The sequence below is a fragment of the Sphingomonas sp. P3_C6 genome (assembly GCF_056402595.1).
On the sequence record NZ_JBFUHB010000004.1, the window covers coordinates 174,047 to 193,147 of the forward strand.

Below are 19,101 nucleotides of genomic sequence, written 5' to 3' on the forward strand. Positions count from 1 at the left end.
AACAGGGCTAAAATGCTGTTGGCAAAGCGCACCGCCCGCGTCTATCAGGCCGCCAGCCTCCGTGGGGACGGAGGGTCGGTGGGCGTGCGCGGACAATTCGCAAAGCGCCTCGCCGAACGTCGCCGCGACATGAAGTGCAAGGGCAAGTGAATGGCAATTGTTGATACCGCCGTACCGCCTGGGGAAGACCCGGCACCGTTCCATGAGGAGGTGGAAGATCCCCGCCGCCGCGATTTCATCAATATCGCGGCTGTGGCCTGGATCGGCGTCGGCGGTGCTGTCACCGTGCTGCCCCTGCTCAACCAGATGAACCCGTCGGCCGACGTGCTCGCGCAGTCGACCACCGAGATCGATCTGTCGAAGATCCAGCCCGGCCAGGCGATCAAGACCTCGTTCCGCAAGCAGCCGCTCTTCGTGCGCAACCTGACGCCGAAGGAAATCGCCGAGGCCGAGGCGGTCCCGGTGAGCGAGCTGCGCGACCCGCAGACCCTGGCCGAGCGCACCAAGCCGGGCCACACCAACTGGCTGATCACGCTGGGCGTGTGCACCCATCTCGGCTGCGTGCCGCTGGGCGCCGGCGAAGGCGAGAATCGCGGCCCGTTCGGTGGGTATTTCTGCCCGTGCCACGGTTCGGCGTACGACACCGCAGCGCGCATCCGCAAAGGCCCGGCCCCGAAGAATCTCGCGGTGCCCGAATACACCTTCAATTCCGCTACGACCGTAACGGTCGGTTGAGGTAACGCATCATGAGCTTTCCCTGGGCCAAGCATTATGCACCCACCAACCCACTGATGAAGTGGGTCGACGAGCGGCTGCCCGTTCCGCGCCTCGTCTATAACGCCGTCGGTGCCGGTTACCCGGTGCCACGCAACCTCAATTATTTCTGGAACTTCGGCGTCCTCGCCGGGGCCGCGCTCGGCATCCAGATCATCACCGGAATCATCCTCGCCATGCATTATGGCGCGACGGCTGACGGCGCATTCAATTCGGTCGAGCATATCATGCGCGACGTGAATGGCGGCTGGTTCCTGCGTTATGCGCATGCGAACGGCGCCTCGATGTTCTTCATCGTCGTGTACATCCACATCTTCCGCGGCCTCTTCTACGGTTCCTACAAGGCGCCGCGAGAAATGGTCTGGCTGCTCGGCGTGGTCATCTTCCTCCTCATGATGGCGACCGCCTTCATGGGCTATGTACTTCCCTGGGGGCAGATGAGCTTCTGGGGCGCGCAGGTGATCACCGGCTTCTTCTCGGCGATACCCGTCGTCGGCGAATCCATCCGCATCTGGCTGCTCGGCGGTTTCGCCCCCGACCAGGCAGCGCTGAACCGCTTCTTCTCGCTCCACTATCTGCTGCCGTTCGTGATCGCGGCTGTCATCATCCTGCACATCTGGGCGCTGCACATTCCGGGTTCGAACAACCCGACCGGCGTGGAAGTGAAGGGCGAGCAGGACACGGTTCCGTTCCACCCCTATTACACTGCCAAGGACGGCGTAGGTCTCGGCGTGTTCCTGGTGCTGTTCGCGGTGCTGCTGTTTTTCGCGCCGAACTATCTCGGTCATCCGGACAACTACATCCCGGCGAACTCGCTCTCCACGCCTGCGCACATCGTTCCCGAATGGTATTTCTGGCCGTTCTACGCGATCCTGCGCGCCTTCACCTCGGACTTCATCCTCCCGGCGAAGCTGTGGGGCGTGCTGGCGATGTTCGGGTCGATCCTGCTGCTGTTCTTCCTGCCCTGGCTCGACAGCTCGCCGGTGCGTTCGGCCAATTACCGGCCGACCTATCGGGTGTTCTTCTGGATCCTGGTGGCCGACGTGCTGATCCTGGGCTGGTGCGGTGGTTCGCCCGCGACGCCACTCTACGTCATCCTCAGCCAGGTCTGCGGCGCTTATTATTTCGCGCACTTCCTGATCATCCTGCCGATCATCTCGCGGGCCGAACGCCCCACGCCGCTGCCCAACTCGATCACCGAGGCGGTCCTGGCGAAGCATGGCGGCACCTCGACGGCGCAGACCGCGCTCGCGGCCGAATAAGGGGCAATAGCTACAATGGTCCGCTTTTTTGCAATGTTGGTCGGTACGGCGTTCGTCGTCGTACTCGCCTGGGCTCTCTCCTGGACCGTCTGGGGTCAGATCACCGATCCGGCGGCACCGTCGATCGAGACGAGCGAATGGCACAAGCACCCGAAGGAACTCGAGCTCGAGTCCAACGGCGTGTTCGGCAAGTTCGACAATCGCCAGCTCCAACGCGGCTTCCAGGTGTTCAAGGAAGTCTGCTCGGCTTGCCACTCGCTTCATCTGGTGTCGTTCCGCGATCTCCAGAAGATCGGCTATAACGAAGCCCAGGTGAAGGCGATCGCCAACCAGTGGGTTATCGAGCAGCCCTCGATCAATCCGGACACCGGCGAGCCCGCGACCCGCAAGAACATCCCGTCGGATCGTTTCCCGTCGCCCTTCGCGAACGAGATCGCCGCGCGCGCCGCAAACAACAATGCGAACCCGCCCGACCTCTCGCTCATGACCAAGGCGCGTCATGACGGCCCGGCCTATGTCTACTCGCTCCTGACCGGCTACGAGCCCCAGTCGGCCGAGATGCTCAAGGAATTCCCGGACGTGAAGACGCCCGCGGGCCTGCACGCGAACCCCTATTTCGCGACGATGAACATCGCGATGCCGCCGCCGCTGACCAGCGAAGGCCAGGTACAGTATCTTGACGGCACCAAGCCGACGGTCGACCAGATGGCCAAGGACGTGTCTGCGTTCCTGGTGTGGACGGCGGAACCGAACCTGACAGCGCGTCATCAATATGGCTTTGCGGTGCTGATCTTCCTCCTGATCTTCTGCTTCCTTGCCTGGGGGGCCTATCAGAATGTCTGGCGCGACAAGGAGCATTGAGACCGTCGGCACCTCTGAGACTCTGGCGGCCGGTGGAGACACCGGCCGCGACAATGACGATCTCAGGGCGCTGATCCGGACGATCCCCGACTTTCCGAAGCCGGGGATCATGTTCCGCGACATCACGACATTGCTGCTCGACGCGCAGGGCTTCGCCCTCAGCATCGAGCGCATGGCCGCTTCGGTCGACGGCAGGGTCGACCTGGTGGCCGGCATCGAAGCCCGCGGTTTCATCTTCGCCGCGGCGCTGGCTGCGCCGCTTAACGCCGGCGTGCTGCTGATCCGCAAGGACGGCAAGCTGCCCGGCGCGACGATCGCCGAAGATTATGCCCTCGAATATGGCACCGACCGGATCGCGATGCATGCCGATGCCTGCGCGCCGGGCGCTACCGTGCTGCTGGTCGACGACCTGATCGCGACCGGGGGCACCGCGCGTGCCGCCGTCAGGCTGCTGCGCAAGGCCGGCGCGCTGGTGACCCAGGCCCGGTTCGTCGTCGACCTGCCCGAACTTGGCGGTGCCGATGCGCTGCGCGCCGACGGCATCGAGGTCGGCTCGCTGGTGGCGTTCGACGGGCACTGAGCCGGCAGGCGCTTCGGGCGTCGCATCTCCCAAGAAGCCCAAGCGCCCCAGCGTCAGCCAGAGGGCACAAGCGTCCGGGTCCGCCGGGACTGGTTCGTGCCACGTCATGACGACCGGCTCTTCGCTGCCCGCCGGTTTGATGACCCTCACCCTTTTCCGGTCATAGCCGATCGCTTGCTCGTAGAGCGACCGCTCGACTCGTTCGTCGGCCAAGCGCCGGCCAGTAGCGATGGCTTCGGCAAAGTCCGGATAATGCCGGTGCCAGTCCTGGTAGGTCTCGATCGAAATCTCGAAGAAATCGGCGATGTCGGCTGGGTCGGCGCCGAGCAGGCACAGACGCCGCGCCTGTCGGGCACAGTCCGGGCGATAGCCGAGGCTTGCAACGGTGTCGGACGGCGCGATTTTCCCTGTTCCGATGGTGGTAACAGGGAAATTAACAGGGAAATTCGTTTTTTCGGGTGCTTCAGTCATGCTGATTTTGCCAAAATAATCAGCCTGTATCAACGTCTTGATGGTTGATTCCCTGTTATGCCGGAACAGGGAATTTTGCAGCGGAGAACAGGGAATTGCCCGCCGCGAACAGGGAAATGCCGCGGGCAACGGAACCGGGGCTTGATTCAACCATGCGGCGGAATCGGGTTTGAGGGAGGCGACGTGAATCATGAAGGGAGTCGTCGCATGGCCAAGGGCAAGGTTGAATCACGCAAGGATGGCGAAACGTCGAGTCGTGTCAGCGAGGCGGGCGGCACGGGATATGGCAAGCCGCCGGTGGAGCATCGTTTCCGCAAGGGCCATTCGGGCAATCCAGCCGGCCGGCCCCGCGCAACCGGAGCGCCGGGCGACAGGCTGCGCGGAGCGGCAGAGCCGGGCCGGGAAATGATCCTGGCCGAAGCCTATCGCCGGGTCATGGTCGAGGAGGACGGCGCGGAAATCGAGCTGTCGACTCACGAAGCGGTGCTGCGGGCGATGGCGACGGCAGCGCGACAGGGCAACCAGACCGCGCAATATCGCTGGACCCAGTTGGTGAAAGCGGCGGAGGCCGAACAGAAGCGGGCGCAGATCGCGCTCTACAATGTGCTGGAACGGGAAGAGATCAGGCGCGAATGGTCGGACAGCGAGGGGCGGATGGTGCCCTGTTCCTCCTATCAGGACGACATCGTCGTGGATTCGCGTAGCGGCACCGTGGTGGTGCGGGAGGTGCCGGACAGCGACGGCGAATGAGCCGCGGACTGTGCCGCCGTCCTCGTCGAGGCCTGGAACCGCGCGGGCCTTGTACCGTTGATCAGGCATCGAAGCGCCGCTGCCGCACCACATCGGCGCTCCCATCACGGGAGTTGCGTCAATGTCACCCTTCAAGATTTCTATCGCTGGGCTCGCGCTTGCCGCGGGGTTCGGCCTCTCCGGCTGTGCGACCGACGGCTATGGCTATGGCGGCGGCTATGGGGGCGTCTCGGTCGGCTATACCGACTGGGACCCCTATTATGGCGGCTATAGCGGCAACCCCTATTGGGGCTGGTACGGCGACTATTATTATCCGGGCACCGGCTATTATGTCTTTGATCGCCAGAACCGCCGCCATCGCTGGAACGACGGCCAGCGCAACTATTGGCAGGGGCGTTCGCAAAACTGGCATCGCGACCGGCGCGATGTCCGGCCGATGTGGCGCGATTTCGGCGGCAACCATGGTGCCGTGCGCAGTGGCGGCGGGTTCCGCGACCGTGGCGCTATTCGTGGCCAGGGCGGGAACCGTGGTGGCGAGGGAATCCGTGGCAATGGTGGCGGCAACCGCGGCGGCTTCGGCAATCGCGGTGGTGGCGGACATCGGGGAGGCGGCGGCAGGGGGGGCGGCGATCGGCGCTGACCGCAAGCCAGGCGAACGCCTCAGCCTGCCGGGCGGGTCCGGATCAGCCCGATCGAAATGAAGGTCATCACCGGGATATCGTCCTGGTTGAGTACGGTCATCCTGCTGCGATAGCTGCCCATCTCTGGCCGGCTTTGGGACGCGCGTTTGTCGAGGATCTCGGTTTCGCAGCGTAGGATGTCGCCCGGATAGACCGGCTTCAGCCAGCGCAGTTCGTCGATTCCCGGCGATCCTAATCCAGCCTGGCTGTTTGCCTTGAGATTTTCGACCACCATCGACATGGTCATCGCGCAAGTCTGCCACCCACTCGCCGAGAGTCGGCCGAAATGCGTTTCCGCCGCCGCTTCATCGGAGAGGTGAAAAGGCTGGGGATCATATTTCGAGGCGAACTCGACCACCTCGTCGCGCGTCACTTCGTACCGACCGAAGCTGGCCTTGGTGCCGACCTCAATGTCCTCGAAATATTGCATCAATCTTTCCTTTTCGGGGCGATCAGAGCAGCCAGGGTTGCCGGGTTGCCCTCATTGGGCAGGGGCGTAACGCCGATCAAGTCGGCAAGCATGGGATAGAGATCGACATTATCAAATTTCGCCGGAATTTTCGCGTCGCGACGGAAGCGCGGGCCATTGGCCAGGAATAAAGCGGTCATGTCGGGATCGTCGGGCTCATAGCCGTGATCGCCCTTGTTGGTCGGCATGCCAAGCATCACCTCACCACCGGAGGCAGCCTGGCACACAAACGCGCCGACCCGGGGATTGGCCCCGTAATGGAAGCGCGCCGGAACGTCCGCCTTGCGCCAGCATGTCATGTTGGGGTTCGGCGCCAGCAGAACGCGGGCGACCTCCTCCTCCTGTCCCGGCATCGGATCGAGCGTGGCGAACGGGCCGTAGCTCGCCAGCCTGTAGCTCTCCCGGGAGAGAATCCGATCGAGCGACACGGTTCGCTCAGGCTGAATGGCACGCATGCCATGATCGGAGACGATGACGAGATCGACCGGCTGGTACATCCTATCGAGCCCGGTCTTGAGATCGCCAATCAGCCGGTCGACCAGCCGAACCGCGTCGCGCGTTTCTGGCGCCGCAGGCCCGAACTTGTGGCCGGCCTTGTCAACATCATCGAAATAGATCGTCACGAACCTGGGGCGGATCTCGGCCGGCCGCCGCATCCAGTCCGTTACCGTGCGCACCCGCTGCTCGCTGGTGAAATTGGGGTCGAACCTGACCCAGTCGAATGGCCGGACGTTGCCGTGCGCGGCCTCCTCGCCGGGCCAGAACATGGTGGCGGCATGGATGCCGTTCTTCTCGGCGGTGATCCATAACGGTTCGGACTCGGCCCACCAGAAGGGGTCGGAGCTCTCCAGTTCCTTGCTGTAGAAGCGCACGCCCGGCCTTTTCGGGTCATACATCGTGTTGGCGACGATGCCGTTCCTGTCGGGCCGCAGGCCCGTGACGAGGGTAGTATGGTTGGGGAAGGTCAGGGTCGGGAAGCTGGGCCGCATGGTCGCCTGCACACCCTGTCTGGCCAGCGCGTCCAGCACCGGCGTATCCCCCTTGCCCATATAATCAGGGCGGAACGCGTCGATCGAGATCAGGATGGTGACGGGCGCACGTTGCTCGCCCGTCAGCACCGAATGGTCAGTGGGTGGCGGGGGCGACATCGCGGCGCAGGCGGAAGCGCCGATGGCGAGCAGGGCAGCTAGAAGCGGGCGAAAGCTGGCCATCGGCGACTCCGTGAGATTCGCCGCCTATTGCCCGAGCGAGAGCTTGGCGAACAGCGTGTAACTGACCGGCGCGGTACCATAAGCAGTATCGAGCGCGGCCGGCTTCACATAGGCCGCCATGGCGCCGCCAAGGGCCAGCCCGAACGGGCCGGGCAGCTTCAGTCGATAGGCATAGCCACCCTCGACCTTGCTCACCCGGAACATGCGGTCGTGAAGCGGATCGGCATGACCGGGGAAGAGCTCGTCATTGGCGACATTCTCCGCCCGGCCGAACAGGCTATGGTGCCGGTCGATGTTCCAGTTTGCCTCGGCCAGCCAGGCGGTCGAGGTGCGACCGGGCAGGTCTTTCTTCGCGGAGAAGGCGAACGTCGTGGAGAGACCGCCTTTGGCATATTGGACGCTTGCCGTGGTGCGCGCCTCGTTGCGGGTCGGTTCGAGCTGTTCGGGGCTCTCCAGCCGGCCATGGCTTACCTGAATCGCCCAGGCGGGCGAGGGAGTCCAGGTCGCACGGACGCTCCAGCTGTCGAGCTTGGGCGTTTCGATGTTCCAGCGATACTGGTCGGGCTCGCGGCCGTGGAAAGCCGATCCTTCGAACTGGAAGCGGGGCGTCGCGATGCCGGCCGTCACCACGCCATAGGTGATATGCGTGCTGTCGAACCAGTGATGGGTGATCGGCGCGAGCGGCAGATACTGCGCCGAGGCCCGGTGCATGAAGGCGGACGGCCCAAGCGCCGGCTCGGCAACCGGGCCGCCATAGAGGAACAGGCTGGTATCGGGGGCGATATCGACATCGACCCGGCCGGACAGCTCCATGAACAGGTCGTGCGGGTGCTGGCGATCGACCAGATGGGTGACGCCGTCCGCCGTCTCTCCCGTAGCGAACAGGCTGGGATAGCCTTTGGCACCCATCAGCGGTTCGAGGCTGAGCATCGTCTGGAACTGGAGGCGCACGCCGGGGGCGACGGCGCCCGAGGCAGTGACCATCGCCATCGATTCGACAAACGCTTCCTTGTCGCCGCGAGGCCCGCCCTGATCGGTGTAGGCGCCCCAGGCATAGCCGTGGAGCATCACCATCCAGTGGCCTGCCGGAATGTGCAGGCCGTGCATCATGCCCTCATTAGCGGGCAGGCGGGACGTGCCCGAACCATAGGCGATGGCCGGCATCGTCATCGGCGGGGCGTCGTCCGGCATCACCATGCCGGCGTGGTGGCCCTGATGGCCCGGCGGCGCTGCGGGAGCCGGCATTGGCATCGACATGTCGGGGGGCATGCCGTGATCCATCGCGGGCATATCGTGAGGCATGTCGGATGTGGGTGTGTCGGGCTGTTGGCCCTCATGCCCCGTCGCCGGGGCAGGCGTGGGTGTCGGTGCCGGCATATGCATGCCATGGTCCATGGTCTGCGCTGATGCGGCCATTGGCATCAGCGCCGCCGCGGCCGTGGCCGCGAGCAGCTTGTGTCGAATCATCGAAAGGAACTCTCGCAAAGAGGAACATGATCGGGGCGGTAACGCCCCCGGGATCATGCCTCTGCGCGCGGAGGCGGTGTGGCGGGTGCCGGCGTCCTGCCGGGATCGAAGCTCATCGGACCGGCGATGCGGATTTCGACGGTCTTCGCCAGGAAAATGGCGGCGGACCCGGCCTTGAGCGTCGAGGGCGGGATGCAGCCGATACAGGCATGCACCATCGCCCGGTCGTCAGGTGTGGCCGGAGCGGGTGCAGGGTGATGGCCGGGTGACGGCATGGCCATTACCATCGCAGGGGCTGTCTCGTCATGGCACGGCACGGTCGCCATCGCAGGCAGCGCAAAGGCGGCGAGCAATAGCGACAGGATCAGCCGGGCGACCATGACCGCGAGAATAGGCAGGCAGACCCCATGGGACAACCCCATCGGCGTGCCGGTGGTCAGTCGTGCACCGGCGCGCCGGTGAAGCCCTTCAGATTGATCGTCATCTGGACGCTCAGCGCGTGATCCATCTGCGCCTCGGCGCCATCGCGGCCCAGGCGATATTGATTGAGATAGCCGATGTCGGTGGTGACCGCACGTCCGAGAGGAAGCGTCACGCCGACCATATTGCGCATCCGCTCATAGCCGCTGCGCTGTCCCCAACTCGTGCTGTTGGGCAGGAAGAAGCTTTCGTGGCTGACAAACAGGGCCACGCCTCTCGCGCCGACCCGATGATTATAGCGGATGAGCGGGCGGATGCGGAAACCGACCGCGCTGCCGCGCGGGTTGAAACGCTCATCGACGCGGAAGCGCGTGGTGAGGGGGCCAAACGTGCCGACCATCTGCTGGCGCAGGCGATCCTCGTCGGCGCCGGTATTGCCGTTATGCGCCCCGACCCAACGATAGCCGAAGCCGAATTCGATATTCTTCGTCGCACGAAAGCCGAGCAGCGCGCCGAATTCGGTCTGGTACAGTCCGTCCTGCCGGTCGCTGAAACGGGCGATCTGCTCGAGCGTGACGCGCACGCGCTTGGCGAGCGGCACGTTCGTGTTGACCTGAAGCCATAGCTGCTCGTCCTGCTGCTGCGCGTGAGCGGGCGTTGCCGCCAGCGCAAGCGGTGCGGCGAGCAACAGGGGGCACAATGCTGAGTATCGAAAACGGCTTGGCATGTGCGACCCCCCGGTACAGACCTCAGACGTTGAATCGGAAAAGCAACACGTCGCCGTCCTGGACGACATATTCCTTGCCTTCCGAACGCAGCTTGCCCGCGTCGCGCGCGCCGGCTTCGCCCTTGAACGCGACATAATCGTCGAAGGCAATCGTCTCGGCGCGGATAAAGCCGCGTTCGAAATCGGTGTGGATCTCGCCGGCCGCCTGCGGCGCCTTGGCGCCGACATGGACGGTCCAGGCGCGCGCTTCCTTCGGGCCGACGGTGAAGAAGGTCAGCAGGTGGAGCAGCTTGTAGCCGGCGGTGATGACGCGGGCGAGGCCGGTTTCCTCAAGGCCGAGTTCGGACAGGAACTCACCGCGCTCCTCGGGCGCCATGGTCGCGATCTCGGCCTCGATCGCGGCGGAGACGACGACGGCTTCGGCGCCTTCGGCCTTCGCCTTTTCGAACACCCTGGCCGACAGCGCGTTGCCGTTGGCAGCATCGCCCTCATCGACGTTGCACACATAGAGGACGGGCTTCGATGTCAGCAGCTGGGCCTGGGCGAAGACGCGTTCTTCCTCCTCGTCCTTCGGCTTGGTCAGGCGGGCAGGCTTGCCGTCGCGGAGCAGGTCGAGCGCTTGGCCGAGCACCGAGGCGGCAATCTTCGCTTCCTTGTCGCCCTGTGCCGCCTTCTTGGCGAAGTTGGGCACGCGCTTTTCGAGGCTCTCCAGGTCGGACAGCATCAGCTCGGTCTCGACCGTCTCGGCATCGGCGATCGGATCGACCTTGCCCTCGACATGGGTGACGTCGCCATTTTCGAAGCAGCGCAGGACATGGACGATCGCGTCCACCTCACGGATGTTGCCGAGGAACTGGTTGCCCAGGCCTTCGCCCTTGGAGGCGCCGCGCACCAGGCCGGCGATATCGACGAAGCCGAGCTGGGTCTCGATGATCTTGGCCGAGCCGGCGATGGCGGCGAGCTGATCGAGGCGCTTGTCCGGGACCGCGACGTTGCCGACGTTCGGCTCGATCGTGCAGAACGGATAATTGGCCGCCTGCGCCGCTGCCGTCTCCGTCAGCGCGTTGAACAGCGTCGACTTGCCGACATTGGGCAAGCCCACGATACCACAACGGAAACCCATCTTCGTTCCTTGTCAGATTGTCGCGACCGGTCTTTCAGGTCGCCGTGATTGCGCGGCCAGATAGGCGTTTCCCGGGCCTAATGCCAGCGTCAGCGCCCCGGTATCGTCTTCCGGGTCACCGATAGTTGAAGCTGATGCTGATCCGCTCGTCCTTGGCGGTGCCGGGCGGCACCTCGTGACGGAGCCAGCTTTCCCAGAGGAGCACGGTACCGGCCTCGGGCTCGACATAGACGAAGCTGCGCAGATCCTCCGGCGCATCGTCCGTGCGGGTGGGGGCGGCCATCATCAGCGGCAGGCGCGGATCCTCCAGCTTGAGCGGGCCGGCGCCGGGCGGCACCGCGATATAGGCCGTGCCCGAGACCACGCTGTGCGGGTGGATATGGCCCGAATGCGTGCCGCCGGGCTTCAGGACGTTCACCCAGAAGCTGTCGAGCTTCAGCTTGCGCCCGTCGAGATCGAAGGCGCACTCGGCCGCGAAGGTCGCGACATGCTTGTTCAGCCGCTTTGCCAGCTCGCCGAACACCGGGTCGCGCTGCGGCAGGTCGTTGAGCGAGGCGTAGCTGGTATAGCCGCGATAACCATGGGCCTTCGACCAAGCCCGCCCGGCGCGATCGTCCTCGGCCAAGATACGGCACGAATGGTCGAGTTCCGCGACGAAATCGGCGTCGTTCAGAACGCCCTGATAGAGTCGGGTTGCGAACAGGCTGCGTGTCGTCATTTCGTGTCCCCAAGCCGCAGCGCGACGTCGCTCATGAAACGGGCGTCATTGCCCTCGGCCAGCCATTTCGCTTCGGCAGCCACCGCGCCGAGCAGGTCGGCGAGCGGGTCCATTTCCGCCTTGGCATAGTTGCCGAGGACATAGGGACTGACCTTGTCCTTGTGGCCCGGATGGCCGATGCCGATCCGCACGCGGCGGAATTCGTTGCCGATATGGGCCTCGGTCGAGCGCAGGCCGTTATGGCCGGCAGTGCCGCCGCCCGTCTTCACCTTGACCTTGAACGGCGCGAGATCGAGCTCGTCATGGAAGACGGTGACGTCGCCGACATCGAGCTTGTAGAAACGCATCGCCTCGCCGATCGAGCGGCCGCTTTCGTTCATGAAGGTCGCGGGCTTGAGCAGCAGGATTTTCTCGGGCCCGATGCGGCCTTCCTGGGTCCAGCCCTGGAACGCCTTCTTCACGGGGCCGAAATCATGCATCTCGGCGATGGTGTCGACGACCATGAAGCCGACATTGTGCCGCTGCAGCGCATATTGCGCGCCGGGATTTCCTAGGCCGACCCAGATCTGCATGGTGTTCCTTAGAGCATTTTTGAACCGGGTTGATCCATCATCTCCGTTCGTCCTGAGCTTGTCGAAGGGCTGTCCTGTCTTCCGAAGAAGAGAAGATCAGGGCTTCGACAAGCTCAGCCCGAACGGGGGGAGGTGACGGAGTCTCGCCGAGCAAAGAAAAGGGGCAGGGAAGCCGTTGCTTCCGCTGCCCCCGATCCTGTCCCACGCCGGTGCTGGCGCGGTTCGTTGGCTCAGCCTTCCTTGGCTTCGCTCTCGGCTGCTTCGGCAGCAACCTCGGCGGCATGCTCTTCCGATGCTGCTTCGGCTTCGGCTGCCTCTTCGGCGGCCTGTTCAACGGCTTCGGACTTGAGCGCCGACGGCGCGACCAGCGTCGCGATGGTGAAGTCGCGGTCGTCGATCGCCGAGGTGACGCCCTTGGGCAGGGTCACGGCGCTGATGTGGATCGAATCACCCACGTCGGTGCCCTTGAGCGAGATGGTGATCTCGTCGGGGATCTTGGACGCGTCGCAGACCAGTTCCAGTTCGTGGCGTACGATGTTGAGAACGCCGCCGCGCTTGATGCCGGGCGATTCTTCCTCATCGGTGAACACCACCGGCACGTTGACGTGCACGGTCGCATGCTCGGAGATGCGCAGGAAATCGACATGGACCGGACGATCGGTCACGACGTCGAACGCGACATCCTTCGGGAGGGTGCGCACGGCCTTGCCGCCGACCTCGACCATCACCACGGAATTCATGAAATGACCCGTCATGAGCAGGCGCATCAGCGCCTTTTCCTCGACGTGGATCGAGACGGGGTCTTGCTTGTTGCCGTAGATTACGGCGGGTACGCGGCCTTCACGACGAAGCGAACGGGAGGCTCCCTTGCCAACCTGTCCACGCGTCTCGGCTGCGAGCGTCAGCTGTTCGCTCATTGCAGTCTCCGATATGCTTGGTTCAAATCTCCGGGCAGGCCTCCAGGGATGACCCTGACCGGAAGCGCGCGCCTATAGGCGAGAGGGGCGAAAGAGGCAAGCGCTGCGATGGAGTCGCTCCAGGCACGCCGTGGTTCGGCCGGACAGGACTGCAATGGGCCTGACGCATTGAGGTGTCAGCCTTGGTCAGCCGCAAAGTCGCGGCCGATTCCTTTGCGGAGACCCTCCATGTTCGAGAACGACGAAGTGCAGGAAAACGAGCTGAATCCGACCGATCTGGTCGAGGACGAGCAGGAAGGCGCTCTCCTCGAGGACGGGGATGAGGACGAAGTCGGCGCCGATGAAGAAGGTGACGAGGACGAAGATGGGGATGAAGACGAAGACGAGGACTAAGAGGGCGCCGAAGAGGGCGAGGACGAGGCCCTCTAATCAGCTATGTCCGCGCCGGACGATCCACGAATGCGGGATCGTCCGGCCGTATCGGTGATCAGTATTTCACCCGCTTCGCGTTCAGCCGATAGCCCTTGAGCTGTTCGAGCACGCTGTCCTGGCCAGCGAGATGCCCGGCGCCGACCGCGATGAACACGGTGCCCGGCTGCTTCATCCGGTTGCTGATCCAATAGGCCCAGCGCTTGTTGCGATCGACCAGCAACGCCTTTTTTACCTCGGGTGAGGCATCCAGATCCTCGTTCAGCGTCTTGCCGAGGGAATCGGGATCACCCTTGGCCCAGCTATCGACCATCTTGTTCATCGTCCCGTCGAGCTTGGGCAGTTCGTCGATCGTATTGATCAGGAAAGTGACCTGCGCCGGCATCGACAGGCTGTCGAAGATGTTGAGCTGCTCCTCCGCCGTCTCCAGCCCGATGACCGGCTTGCCCTGCGCCGCGGCCGCCTTGCTGATCGACTGTTCCGGGCCGTTGCTGACGTCATAGCCCTTGCGCATCAGCGGCAGCAGCGAGAGGTTGGTCGCCGCATACCAGGGCTCCATCGCGTCGAATGCGGTCGCGGGAAGGCCGAGATCGGTCAGCGCCTTGCCCAGCGCCGGGCGGTTCGCCTCGGGCAGGCGCTGGGTCAGCGCGATGCCGTCATGCGCCATGCCCTTGGAGGTCACCAGCGCCTGCATGGTTGCCGTATCGGGCATCACCAGTTCGAGCACGACCTGGCCCGAGGAATCGAATGCCTTCTTCACCCCGTCGTCGAACCAGCTCAGGCCCGGCTTCAGCACATGGATCGTGCCGAACAGATAGATGGTCGTATCCTTGTCCTTGAGTACCCAGAGCGCCGGATCGGCATCGCGCACCGCCGCCTTGCCCGCCGCCGCCGTCGGAGTCGGCGCCGCATTGGGGGCGGGCTGGGCGCAGGCGGGGGCCGCGAGCAACAGGGTGAACGGCGCGATCAGCTTGCCGAGCGTCTTCATACGGGTTTCCTGAAAGAAAATGTCGCGCGTGCTTATCGGCAATCCGGGCGTCACTCCACCCGCTTTACCGTGATTCCGCGCCGGCGGAGCAGGTCGATCACCGATCCGGGCCCGCTGAAATGCCCGGCGCCTGCCGCAAAGAGCGCCGTGCCCGGCTGGCGCAGGCGCAGGACGAGATTGTCTGCCCAGATACGGTTGGTCGCGGCGGTCAGCGTGTCGGGGCTAACCGACTGTGCCGACGTCTCGCCTCGTGCCCAGGCATGGACCGGCGCGCGCAACTCCTCCGGATTGCGGTCGGGAGCGTCGAGCGCCTGATCGAGCATCAGCCGCTGGTCACCCTCGGGAATGGCGGCCGCCGCCGCTGGCGGGCGGGTGCTGTCGTCGATGGGGACCACCGGCTTGCGGGCCGAGCGGAACTGGCCGGCAAGCCAGTCGTCGGCGCCCGGGCCGGGAATCTCGCCCGCACGGACGGCGCGGATATAGCCGATGGTGACCGCTGCGATCCAGGTCGGCATCCTGTCGAGCGACGCGGCGGCCTGGGGTGCCAGGCTGTCGGTGAAGCGCTTCAGCGCCGCGCGGTGATCGGGCGACACGCGTAACTTCAGCGATGGCAAGGCCGGCCCGGGCGGGGGCTCTGCAATCGCGCCCGCGTTACGCTCCTCGACCGACTCGACGATCAGCGTGGCCGCCTGGCTCACCACCCGTTCGAGCGTGGGGCTGCGCCATTGGAAGCCGGGCGGCAGGACATGCATGGTGCCGAACAGATAGATGGTCGTGTCGCGATCGCCGATCTGCCAGATCGCCGGCCTCGGCCGATAATTTTGCGGCACCGGTGGCGGGGGAGGCGTGCTGCCGACGCTCCTGCTCGGCGCGGGGCTGCGCAGGGGCGCCAGCCGGGTATCGACCGGGAGCGGCGGATAGGCGATACGTGGCGGCCCGACATGCTGCCCGCGCCAGGTGGCGAAGTCCGGCTCGTCGATCGGGACATAGGCAATGAGAGGATAGCGCAATCGCTCGGCGATCGTCGGGATGGCGGCGATCGACAGGAGTATGGCGAGCCCCACGGCGATACGCCGTGGCCAAAAGCCGTTTCCCGGCCGCCGTGCGCGAGTCCGGGGCATAGAGTTAACACGCCTCAAACCATGACCGCTGTCAATTGGTGGCGGTTGACCCGTTTCGGGCCATGCGCCAAAGCGACGCGCATCGATTTACCGCATCTGCGAAGGGTTTTTACGCACCGTGACAGAGCCGCTGAGCTTCCAGCGCATGATCCTCAAGCTCCATGACTATTGGAGTGAGCGCGGCTGCCTGATCCTCCAGCCTTACGACATGGAGATGGGGGCAGGGACCTTTCACACCGCGACGACGCTTCGCGCGCTCGGCCCGGAAAAGTGGAATGCCGCCTTCGTCCAGCCGTGCCGCCGGCCGACCGACGGGCGTTATGGCGAGAATCCCAACCGGCTGCAGCATTATTACCAGTATCAGGTGATCCTGAAGCCGAGCCCGCCGGATCTGCAGGAACTCTATCTTGGGTCGCTCGCCGCGATCGGGATCGATTTCACGCGGCACGACATTCGTTTCGTCGAGGACGATTGGGAGAGCCCGACTCTTGGCGCCTGGGGGCTTGGCTGGGAAGTCTGGTGCGACGGCATGGAGGTGACCCAGTTCACCTACTTCCAGCAGATGGGCGGATTCGACTGCAAGCCGGTCGCGGGCGAACTGACCTATGGGCTCGAGCGGCTGGCGCTGTACCTGCAGAACAAGGACAGCATCTACGACCTGGCCTATAATAATGCCGGCGTGACCTACGGGGACGTGTTCCTAGAAAACGAGATCGAGCAATCGACCTGGAATTTCGAGGTGGCGAACACCGAGGCGCTGTTCGACCTGTTCCGCAAGGCGACCGCCGAATGCGAGAATTGCCTGGAAGCGAAACTGCCGATCCCCGCGTATGAGCAGGCGATCAAGGCGAGCCACGTCTTCAACCTGCTCCAGGCGCGTGGGGTGATCTCGGTCGCCGAGCGCCAGGCCTATATGGGCCGGGTGCGCGATCTGGCGAAGGGCAGTTGCCAGGCGTGGATGGACAAGAACGGGTGGACGGCGTGATGATCTCTCTTCTTCCTCCCCTCCCGCGTGCGGGAGGGGCCGGGGTTGGGCTCGCGCTCTCCCCTAGCGTTCCGTTCGCGGTGAGCGGGTGCCCACCCCTCGATCCCCTCCCGCAAGCGGGAGGGGAGGAAGTAAAATGACCGATTTCCTCCTCGAACTGCGCTCGGAAGAGATCCCGGCGCGCATGCAGGACAAGGCGCGCGACGATCTCGCACGCCTGTTCGCGGCCGAGCTGGAAAAGGCCGGGCTGCGGGCCGATGCAATCGTCACCTCTGCGACGCCGCGCCGGCTGGCGCTGATCGCGCGCGATCTGCCGACCGAAACCGAAGCGACCAGCGAGGAACGCAAGGGCCCGCGTGCCGATGCGCCCGCTCAGGCGCTCGAAGGCTTCCTGCGGTCGACCGGCCTGACCCGCGATCAGCTCGAAGAGCGGGACGACGGCAAGGGCAACAAGGTGCTGTTCGCCGTCACGCAGAAGCCGGGCCGCGCCACCGCCGCCGTGCTGGCCGAGGCGATCCCGGCGATTATCCGCGCCTTCCCCTGGCCCAAGTCGATGCGCTGGGGCGATGCCTCGCTGTCGACCGAGAGCCTGCGCTGGGTCCGTCCGCTACAGGGGATCGTCGCGCTGCTGGGCGACGATGTCGTGCCGTTCGAGATCGCCGGCATTTCGTCCGGTTCGGCGACGGTCGGGCATCGCTTCCACCATCCGGGCGTGATCACGATCGGGTCGGCCTCCGACTATGCCGAGAAGCTGCGCGCCTGCCATGTCCTGGTCGATCAGGATGAGCGCCGCGCGATCATTCGCGAGCGGGCATCGGCCCTGGCGGCGGAAGCCGGGCTCGAGCTGATCGAGGATGAGGGGCTGGTTGCGGAGAATGCGGGGCTCACCGAATGGCCGGTGCCGCTGCTTGGCCGCTTCGATCCTGAATTTCTTCAGGTGCCGCCTGAGGTTATTCAGCTGACGGCCCGAGTTAACCAGAAATATTTCGTCTGCCGCGGGGCTGACGGGAAACTGGCCGACGCCTTTGTCTGCACTGCCAATATCGATGCGGTCGATGGCGGGGCGAAGATCGTCGAGGGCAACCGCAAGGTACTCGCGGCGCGGCTGTCCGACGCGAAATTCTTCTACGAGACCGATCTCAAGGTGCCGCTCGACGAGCAGGCGAAGAAGCTTGAGAAGATCGTGTTTCATGAGAAGCTCGGCACGGTTGCCGACAAGGTCGATCGTGTCGCGAAATTGGCGCGGTGGCTGGTCGAAGAAGGCATCATTTCTCCCCTCCCGCTTGCTGGAGGGGTCGGGGGAGGGCCTGTCACCAATGACGGCGCTGCTTCGGACATGCCCTCCCCTAACCCCTCCCGCAAGCGGGAGGGGGATGAGGTTGCGGCGCTCGCCGACATGGCCGAACGCGCAGCGCGTCTGGCCAAGGCCGATCTCGTCACCGGGATGGTTGGCGAGTTCCCCGAGCTTCAGGGCTTGATGGGCGGCTACTATGCGCGGGCCCAGGGCGAGCCGGCCGAAGTCGCGGACGCGGTACGCGATCACTACAAGCCTGTTGGGCAGGGCGATGATGTTCCGACCGCACCCGTAACGATTGCCGTATCGCTGGCGGACAAGCTCGATACCTTACTATCCTTCTTCTCGGTCAATGAAAAACCGACAGGATCGAAGGATCCGTTCGCGCTGAGGCGGGCGGCGATAGGTGTAATCGCGGTGTTGCTCGGTGCAAAGATCAGACTTCCGATCTCGGATGTCGAACGAAGCGCTCGTGACACGCTTTCGCATCAAATGCTCGCAAGAATCGAGGTGCTCGGGCTCGTGGTCTCGCACGGTGAAGCTGCCAGCATGGTCCTGCGCGAGGAGGATAGCGGAACTACGGCGGTTTATTCATTTTCGAACCGGGAGGACGCCACGGTTACCGGTGCCGATGCTGTCGCGATTAAACGGGCCGTGGATTTGATGGGCGCGATGCTCGAGGCGCCATTAGATATCGTCGACTTCTTCGCCGACCGCCTCAAGGTCCAACAACGCGAAGCCGGCGTCCGCCATGACCTCATCGACGCGGTATTCGCACTCGGCGGCGAGGACGATCTCGTCCGTCTGCTCGCCCGGGTGCACGCGCTCCAAGCCTTTGTCACAACCGAGGACGGCACCAACCTCCTGGCCGGCTACAAGCGTGCGTCGAATATCCTGAAGAAGGAGGGATACACCCCTCTCCCGCTGGGAGAGGGGTTGTTGGGGTACACGCCCGAACCCGCCGAGGCCGATCTCATCGCTGCGCTTGACGACGCCGCGCCGCGCGCTGCGACTGCGGTCGAGGCGGAGGATTTCGAAGCCGCCATGGCCGCACTCGCCTCGCTTCGCGCGCCGATCGACCGCTTCTTCGACGACGTGACCGTCAACGACCCCGACCCCGCGAAGCGCGAAGCGCGCCTCGCGCTGCTCGCCCGCGTCCGCGATGCGGTCCATTCGGTCGCCGACTTCTCGAAAATCGAGGGCTGACGACACGCATCGCCGCCCCGACCTGACACCAAGTTTGCCTCGCCTCCCCAGCGAAAAACCAGGCACACAGAGGACT

22 protein-coding genes are annotated in these 19,101 nt (G+C 64.6%); 11 read left to right on the plus strand and 11 right to left on the minus strand.

Annotation, left to right across the window (positions count from 1 at the left end; all coding sequences use genetic code 11):
- Positions 1-12: 12 nt before the first annotated feature.
- The 8 genes from AC1DT7_RS07155 (at position 13) to AC1DT7_RS07190 (ending at position 5,338) form a co-directional block, all read left to right on the plus strand.
- Positions 13-150: a hypothetical protein gene (locus tag AC1DT7_RS07155; protein ID WP_478035213.1), complete on the plus strand. Its 138-nt coding sequence runs from the start codon at positions 13-15 to the stop codon at positions 148-150.
- Positions 151-735, plus strand: coding sequence for a ubiquinol-cytochrome c reductase iron-sulfur subunit (gene petA, locus AC1DT7_RS07160; protein ID WP_478035214.1), 585 nt, complete (start codon positions 151-153; stop codon positions 733-735).
- 11 nt (positions 736-746) lie between these two features.
- Positions 747-2,036: a cytochrome b gene (locus AC1DT7_RS07165; protein WP_478035216.1), complete on the plus strand. Its 1,290-nt coding sequence runs from the start codon at positions 747-749 to the stop codon at positions 2,034-2,036.
- 15 nt (positions 2,037-2,051) lie between these two features.
- On the plus strand, positions 2,052-2,897 hold the full coding sequence (locus AC1DT7_RS07170; RefSeq protein WP_478035218.1) for a cytochrome c1: 846 nt from the start codon (positions 2,052-2,054) through the stop codon (positions 2,895-2,897).
- Positions 2,872-3,477, plus strand: coding sequence for an adenine phosphoribosyltransferase (locus AC1DT7_RS07175; protein ID WP_478035219.1), 606 nt, complete (start codon positions 2,872-2,874; stop codon positions 3,475-3,477). Before AC1DT7_RS07170 ends, AC1DT7_RS07175 begins: the two co-directional genes overlap by 26 nt.
- 96 nt (positions 3,478-3,573) lie before the next feature.
- Positions 3,574-3,996, plus strand: a complete 423-nt coding sequence (locus tag AC1DT7_RS07180) for a hypothetical protein (RefSeq protein ID WP_478035221.1) — start codon at positions 3,574-3,576, stop codon at positions 3,994-3,996.
- Positions 3,997-4,155: 159 nt separating this feature from the next.
- A complete protein-coding gene (locus AC1DT7_RS07185) occupies positions 4,156-4,698 on the plus strand; it encodes a DUF5681 domain-containing protein (RefSeq protein ID WP_478035223.1) in 543 nt (180 codons plus the stop codon).
- Between the two features lie 121 nt (positions 4,699-4,819).
- Positions 4,820-5,338: a hypothetical protein gene (locus AC1DT7_RS07190; protein WP_478035225.1), complete on the plus strand. Its 519-nt coding sequence runs from the start codon at positions 4,820-4,822 to the stop codon at positions 5,336-5,338.
- Between the two features lie 20 nt (positions 5,339-5,358).
- Here the strand turns inward: AC1DT7_RS07190 and AC1DT7_RS07195 are convergent, their stop codons facing one another.
- The 9 genes from AC1DT7_RS07195 to AC1DT7_RS07235 all read right to left on the minus strand — a co-directional run bounded on the left by AC1DT7_RS07195 (position 5,359) and on the right by AC1DT7_RS07235 (position 13,002).
- On the minus strand, positions 5,359-5,808 hold the full coding sequence (locus AC1DT7_RS07195; RefSeq protein WP_478035226.1) for a MaoC family dehydratase: 450 nt from the start codon (positions 5,806-5,808) through the stop codon (positions 5,359-5,361).
- Positions 5,808-7,058 (minus strand): alkaline phosphatase family protein, encoded by a 1,251-nt coding sequence (locus tag AC1DT7_RS07200; RefSeq protein ID WP_478035227.1) that lies wholly within the window; start codon positions 7,056-7,058, stop codon positions 5,808-5,810. The genes AC1DT7_RS07195 and AC1DT7_RS07200 overlap by 1 nt, the downstream gene beginning before the upstream one ends.
- A 24-nt stretch (positions 7,059-7,082) precedes the next feature.
- Positions 7,083-8,525 carry a hypothetical protein gene (locus tag AC1DT7_RS07205; RefSeq protein ID WP_478035228.1) on the minus strand — a complete coding sequence of 481 codons (1,443 nt, stop codon included), beginning with the start codon at positions 8,523-8,525 and terminating at the stop codon, positions 7,083-7,085.
- A gap of 53 nt (positions 8,526-8,578) precedes the next feature.
- Positions 8,579-8,947 (minus strand): hypothetical protein, encoded by a 369-nt coding sequence (locus tag AC1DT7_RS07210; protein WP_478035230.1) that lies wholly within the window; start codon positions 8,945-8,947, stop codon positions 8,579-8,581.
- Positions 8,948-8,961: 14 nt separating this feature from the next.
- Positions 8,962-9,672: a DUF2490 domain-containing protein gene (locus tag AC1DT7_RS07215; protein WP_478035232.1), complete on the minus strand. Its 711-nt coding sequence runs from the start codon at positions 9,670-9,672 to the stop codon at positions 8,962-8,964.
- A 22-nt stretch (positions 9,673-9,694) separates the two neighbouring features.
- Positions 9,695-10,795 carry a redox-regulated ATPase YchF gene (gene ychF / locus AC1DT7_RS07220; protein ID WP_478035233.1) on the minus strand — a complete coding sequence of 367 codons (1,101 nt, stop codon included), beginning with the start codon at positions 10,793-10,795 and terminating at the stop codon, positions 9,695-9,697.
- A gap of 115 nt (positions 10,796-10,910) precedes the next feature.
- The gene (locus tag AC1DT7_RS07225; protein WP_478035235.1) at positions 10,911-11,513 is read right to left on the minus strand and encodes a TIGR02466 family protein; all 603 of its coding nucleotides are present in this window, start codon (positions 11,511-11,513) and stop codon (positions 10,911-10,913) included.
- Positions 11,510-12,085 carry an aminoacyl-tRNA hydrolase gene (gene pth, locus AC1DT7_RS07230; protein ID WP_478035237.1) on the minus strand — a complete coding sequence of 192 codons (576 nt, stop codon included), beginning with the start codon at positions 12,083-12,085 and terminating at the stop codon, positions 11,510-11,512. Before pth ends, AC1DT7_RS07225 begins: the two co-directional genes overlap by 4 nt.
- Positions 12,086-12,315: 230 nt before the next feature.
- Positions 12,316-13,002, minus strand: a complete 687-nt coding sequence (locus AC1DT7_RS07235; protein WP_478035239.1) for a 50S ribosomal protein L25/general stress protein Ctc — start codon at positions 13,000-13,002, stop codon at positions 12,316-12,318.
- A gap of 228 nt (positions 13,003-13,230) precedes the next feature.
- On the opposite strand from AC1DT7_RS07235, the gene AC1DT7_RS07240 reads away from it, so the two are divergent.
- The gene (locus AC1DT7_RS07240) at positions 13,231-13,395 is read left to right on the plus strand and encodes a hypothetical protein (RefSeq protein ID WP_478035240.1); all 165 of its coding nucleotides are present in this window, start codon (positions 13,231-13,233) and stop codon (positions 13,393-13,395) included.
- A gap of 94 nt (positions 13,396-13,489) precedes the next feature.
- On the opposite strand, the gene AC1DT7_RS07245 is transcribed toward AC1DT7_RS07240, so the two are convergent.
- Both AC1DT7_RS07245 and AC1DT7_RS07250 read right to left on the minus strand, forming a co-directional pair.
- The gene (locus tag AC1DT7_RS07245; RefSeq protein ID WP_478035242.1) at positions 13,490-14,419 is read right to left on the minus strand and encodes a TraB/GumN family protein; all 930 of its coding nucleotides are present in this window, start codon (positions 14,417-14,419) and stop codon (positions 13,490-13,492) included.
- 50 nt (positions 14,420-14,469) lie between these two features.
- Positions 14,470-15,483: a TraB/GumN family protein gene (locus AC1DT7_RS07250; RefSeq protein WP_478035243.1), complete on the minus strand. Its 1,014-nt coding sequence runs from the start codon at positions 15,481-15,483 to the stop codon at positions 14,470-14,472.
- A gap of 202 nt (positions 15,484-15,685) precedes the next feature.
- Between AC1DT7_RS07250 and AC1DT7_RS07255 the strand changes: the two genes are divergently transcribed.
- Both AC1DT7_RS07255 and glyS read left to right on the plus strand, forming a co-directional pair.
- On the plus strand, positions 15,686-16,525 hold the full coding sequence (locus AC1DT7_RS07255) for a glycine--tRNA ligase subunit alpha (RefSeq protein ID WP_478035359.1): 840 nt from the start codon (positions 15,686-15,688) through the stop codon (positions 16,523-16,525).
- A gap of 136 nt (positions 16,526-16,661) precedes the next feature.
- Positions 16,662-19,025, plus strand: coding sequence for a glycine--tRNA ligase subunit beta (glyS, locus tag AC1DT7_RS07260; RefSeq protein WP_478035245.1), 2,364 nt, complete (start codon positions 16,662-16,664; stop codon positions 19,023-19,025).
- Positions 19,026-19,101: the final 76 nt, after the last annotated feature.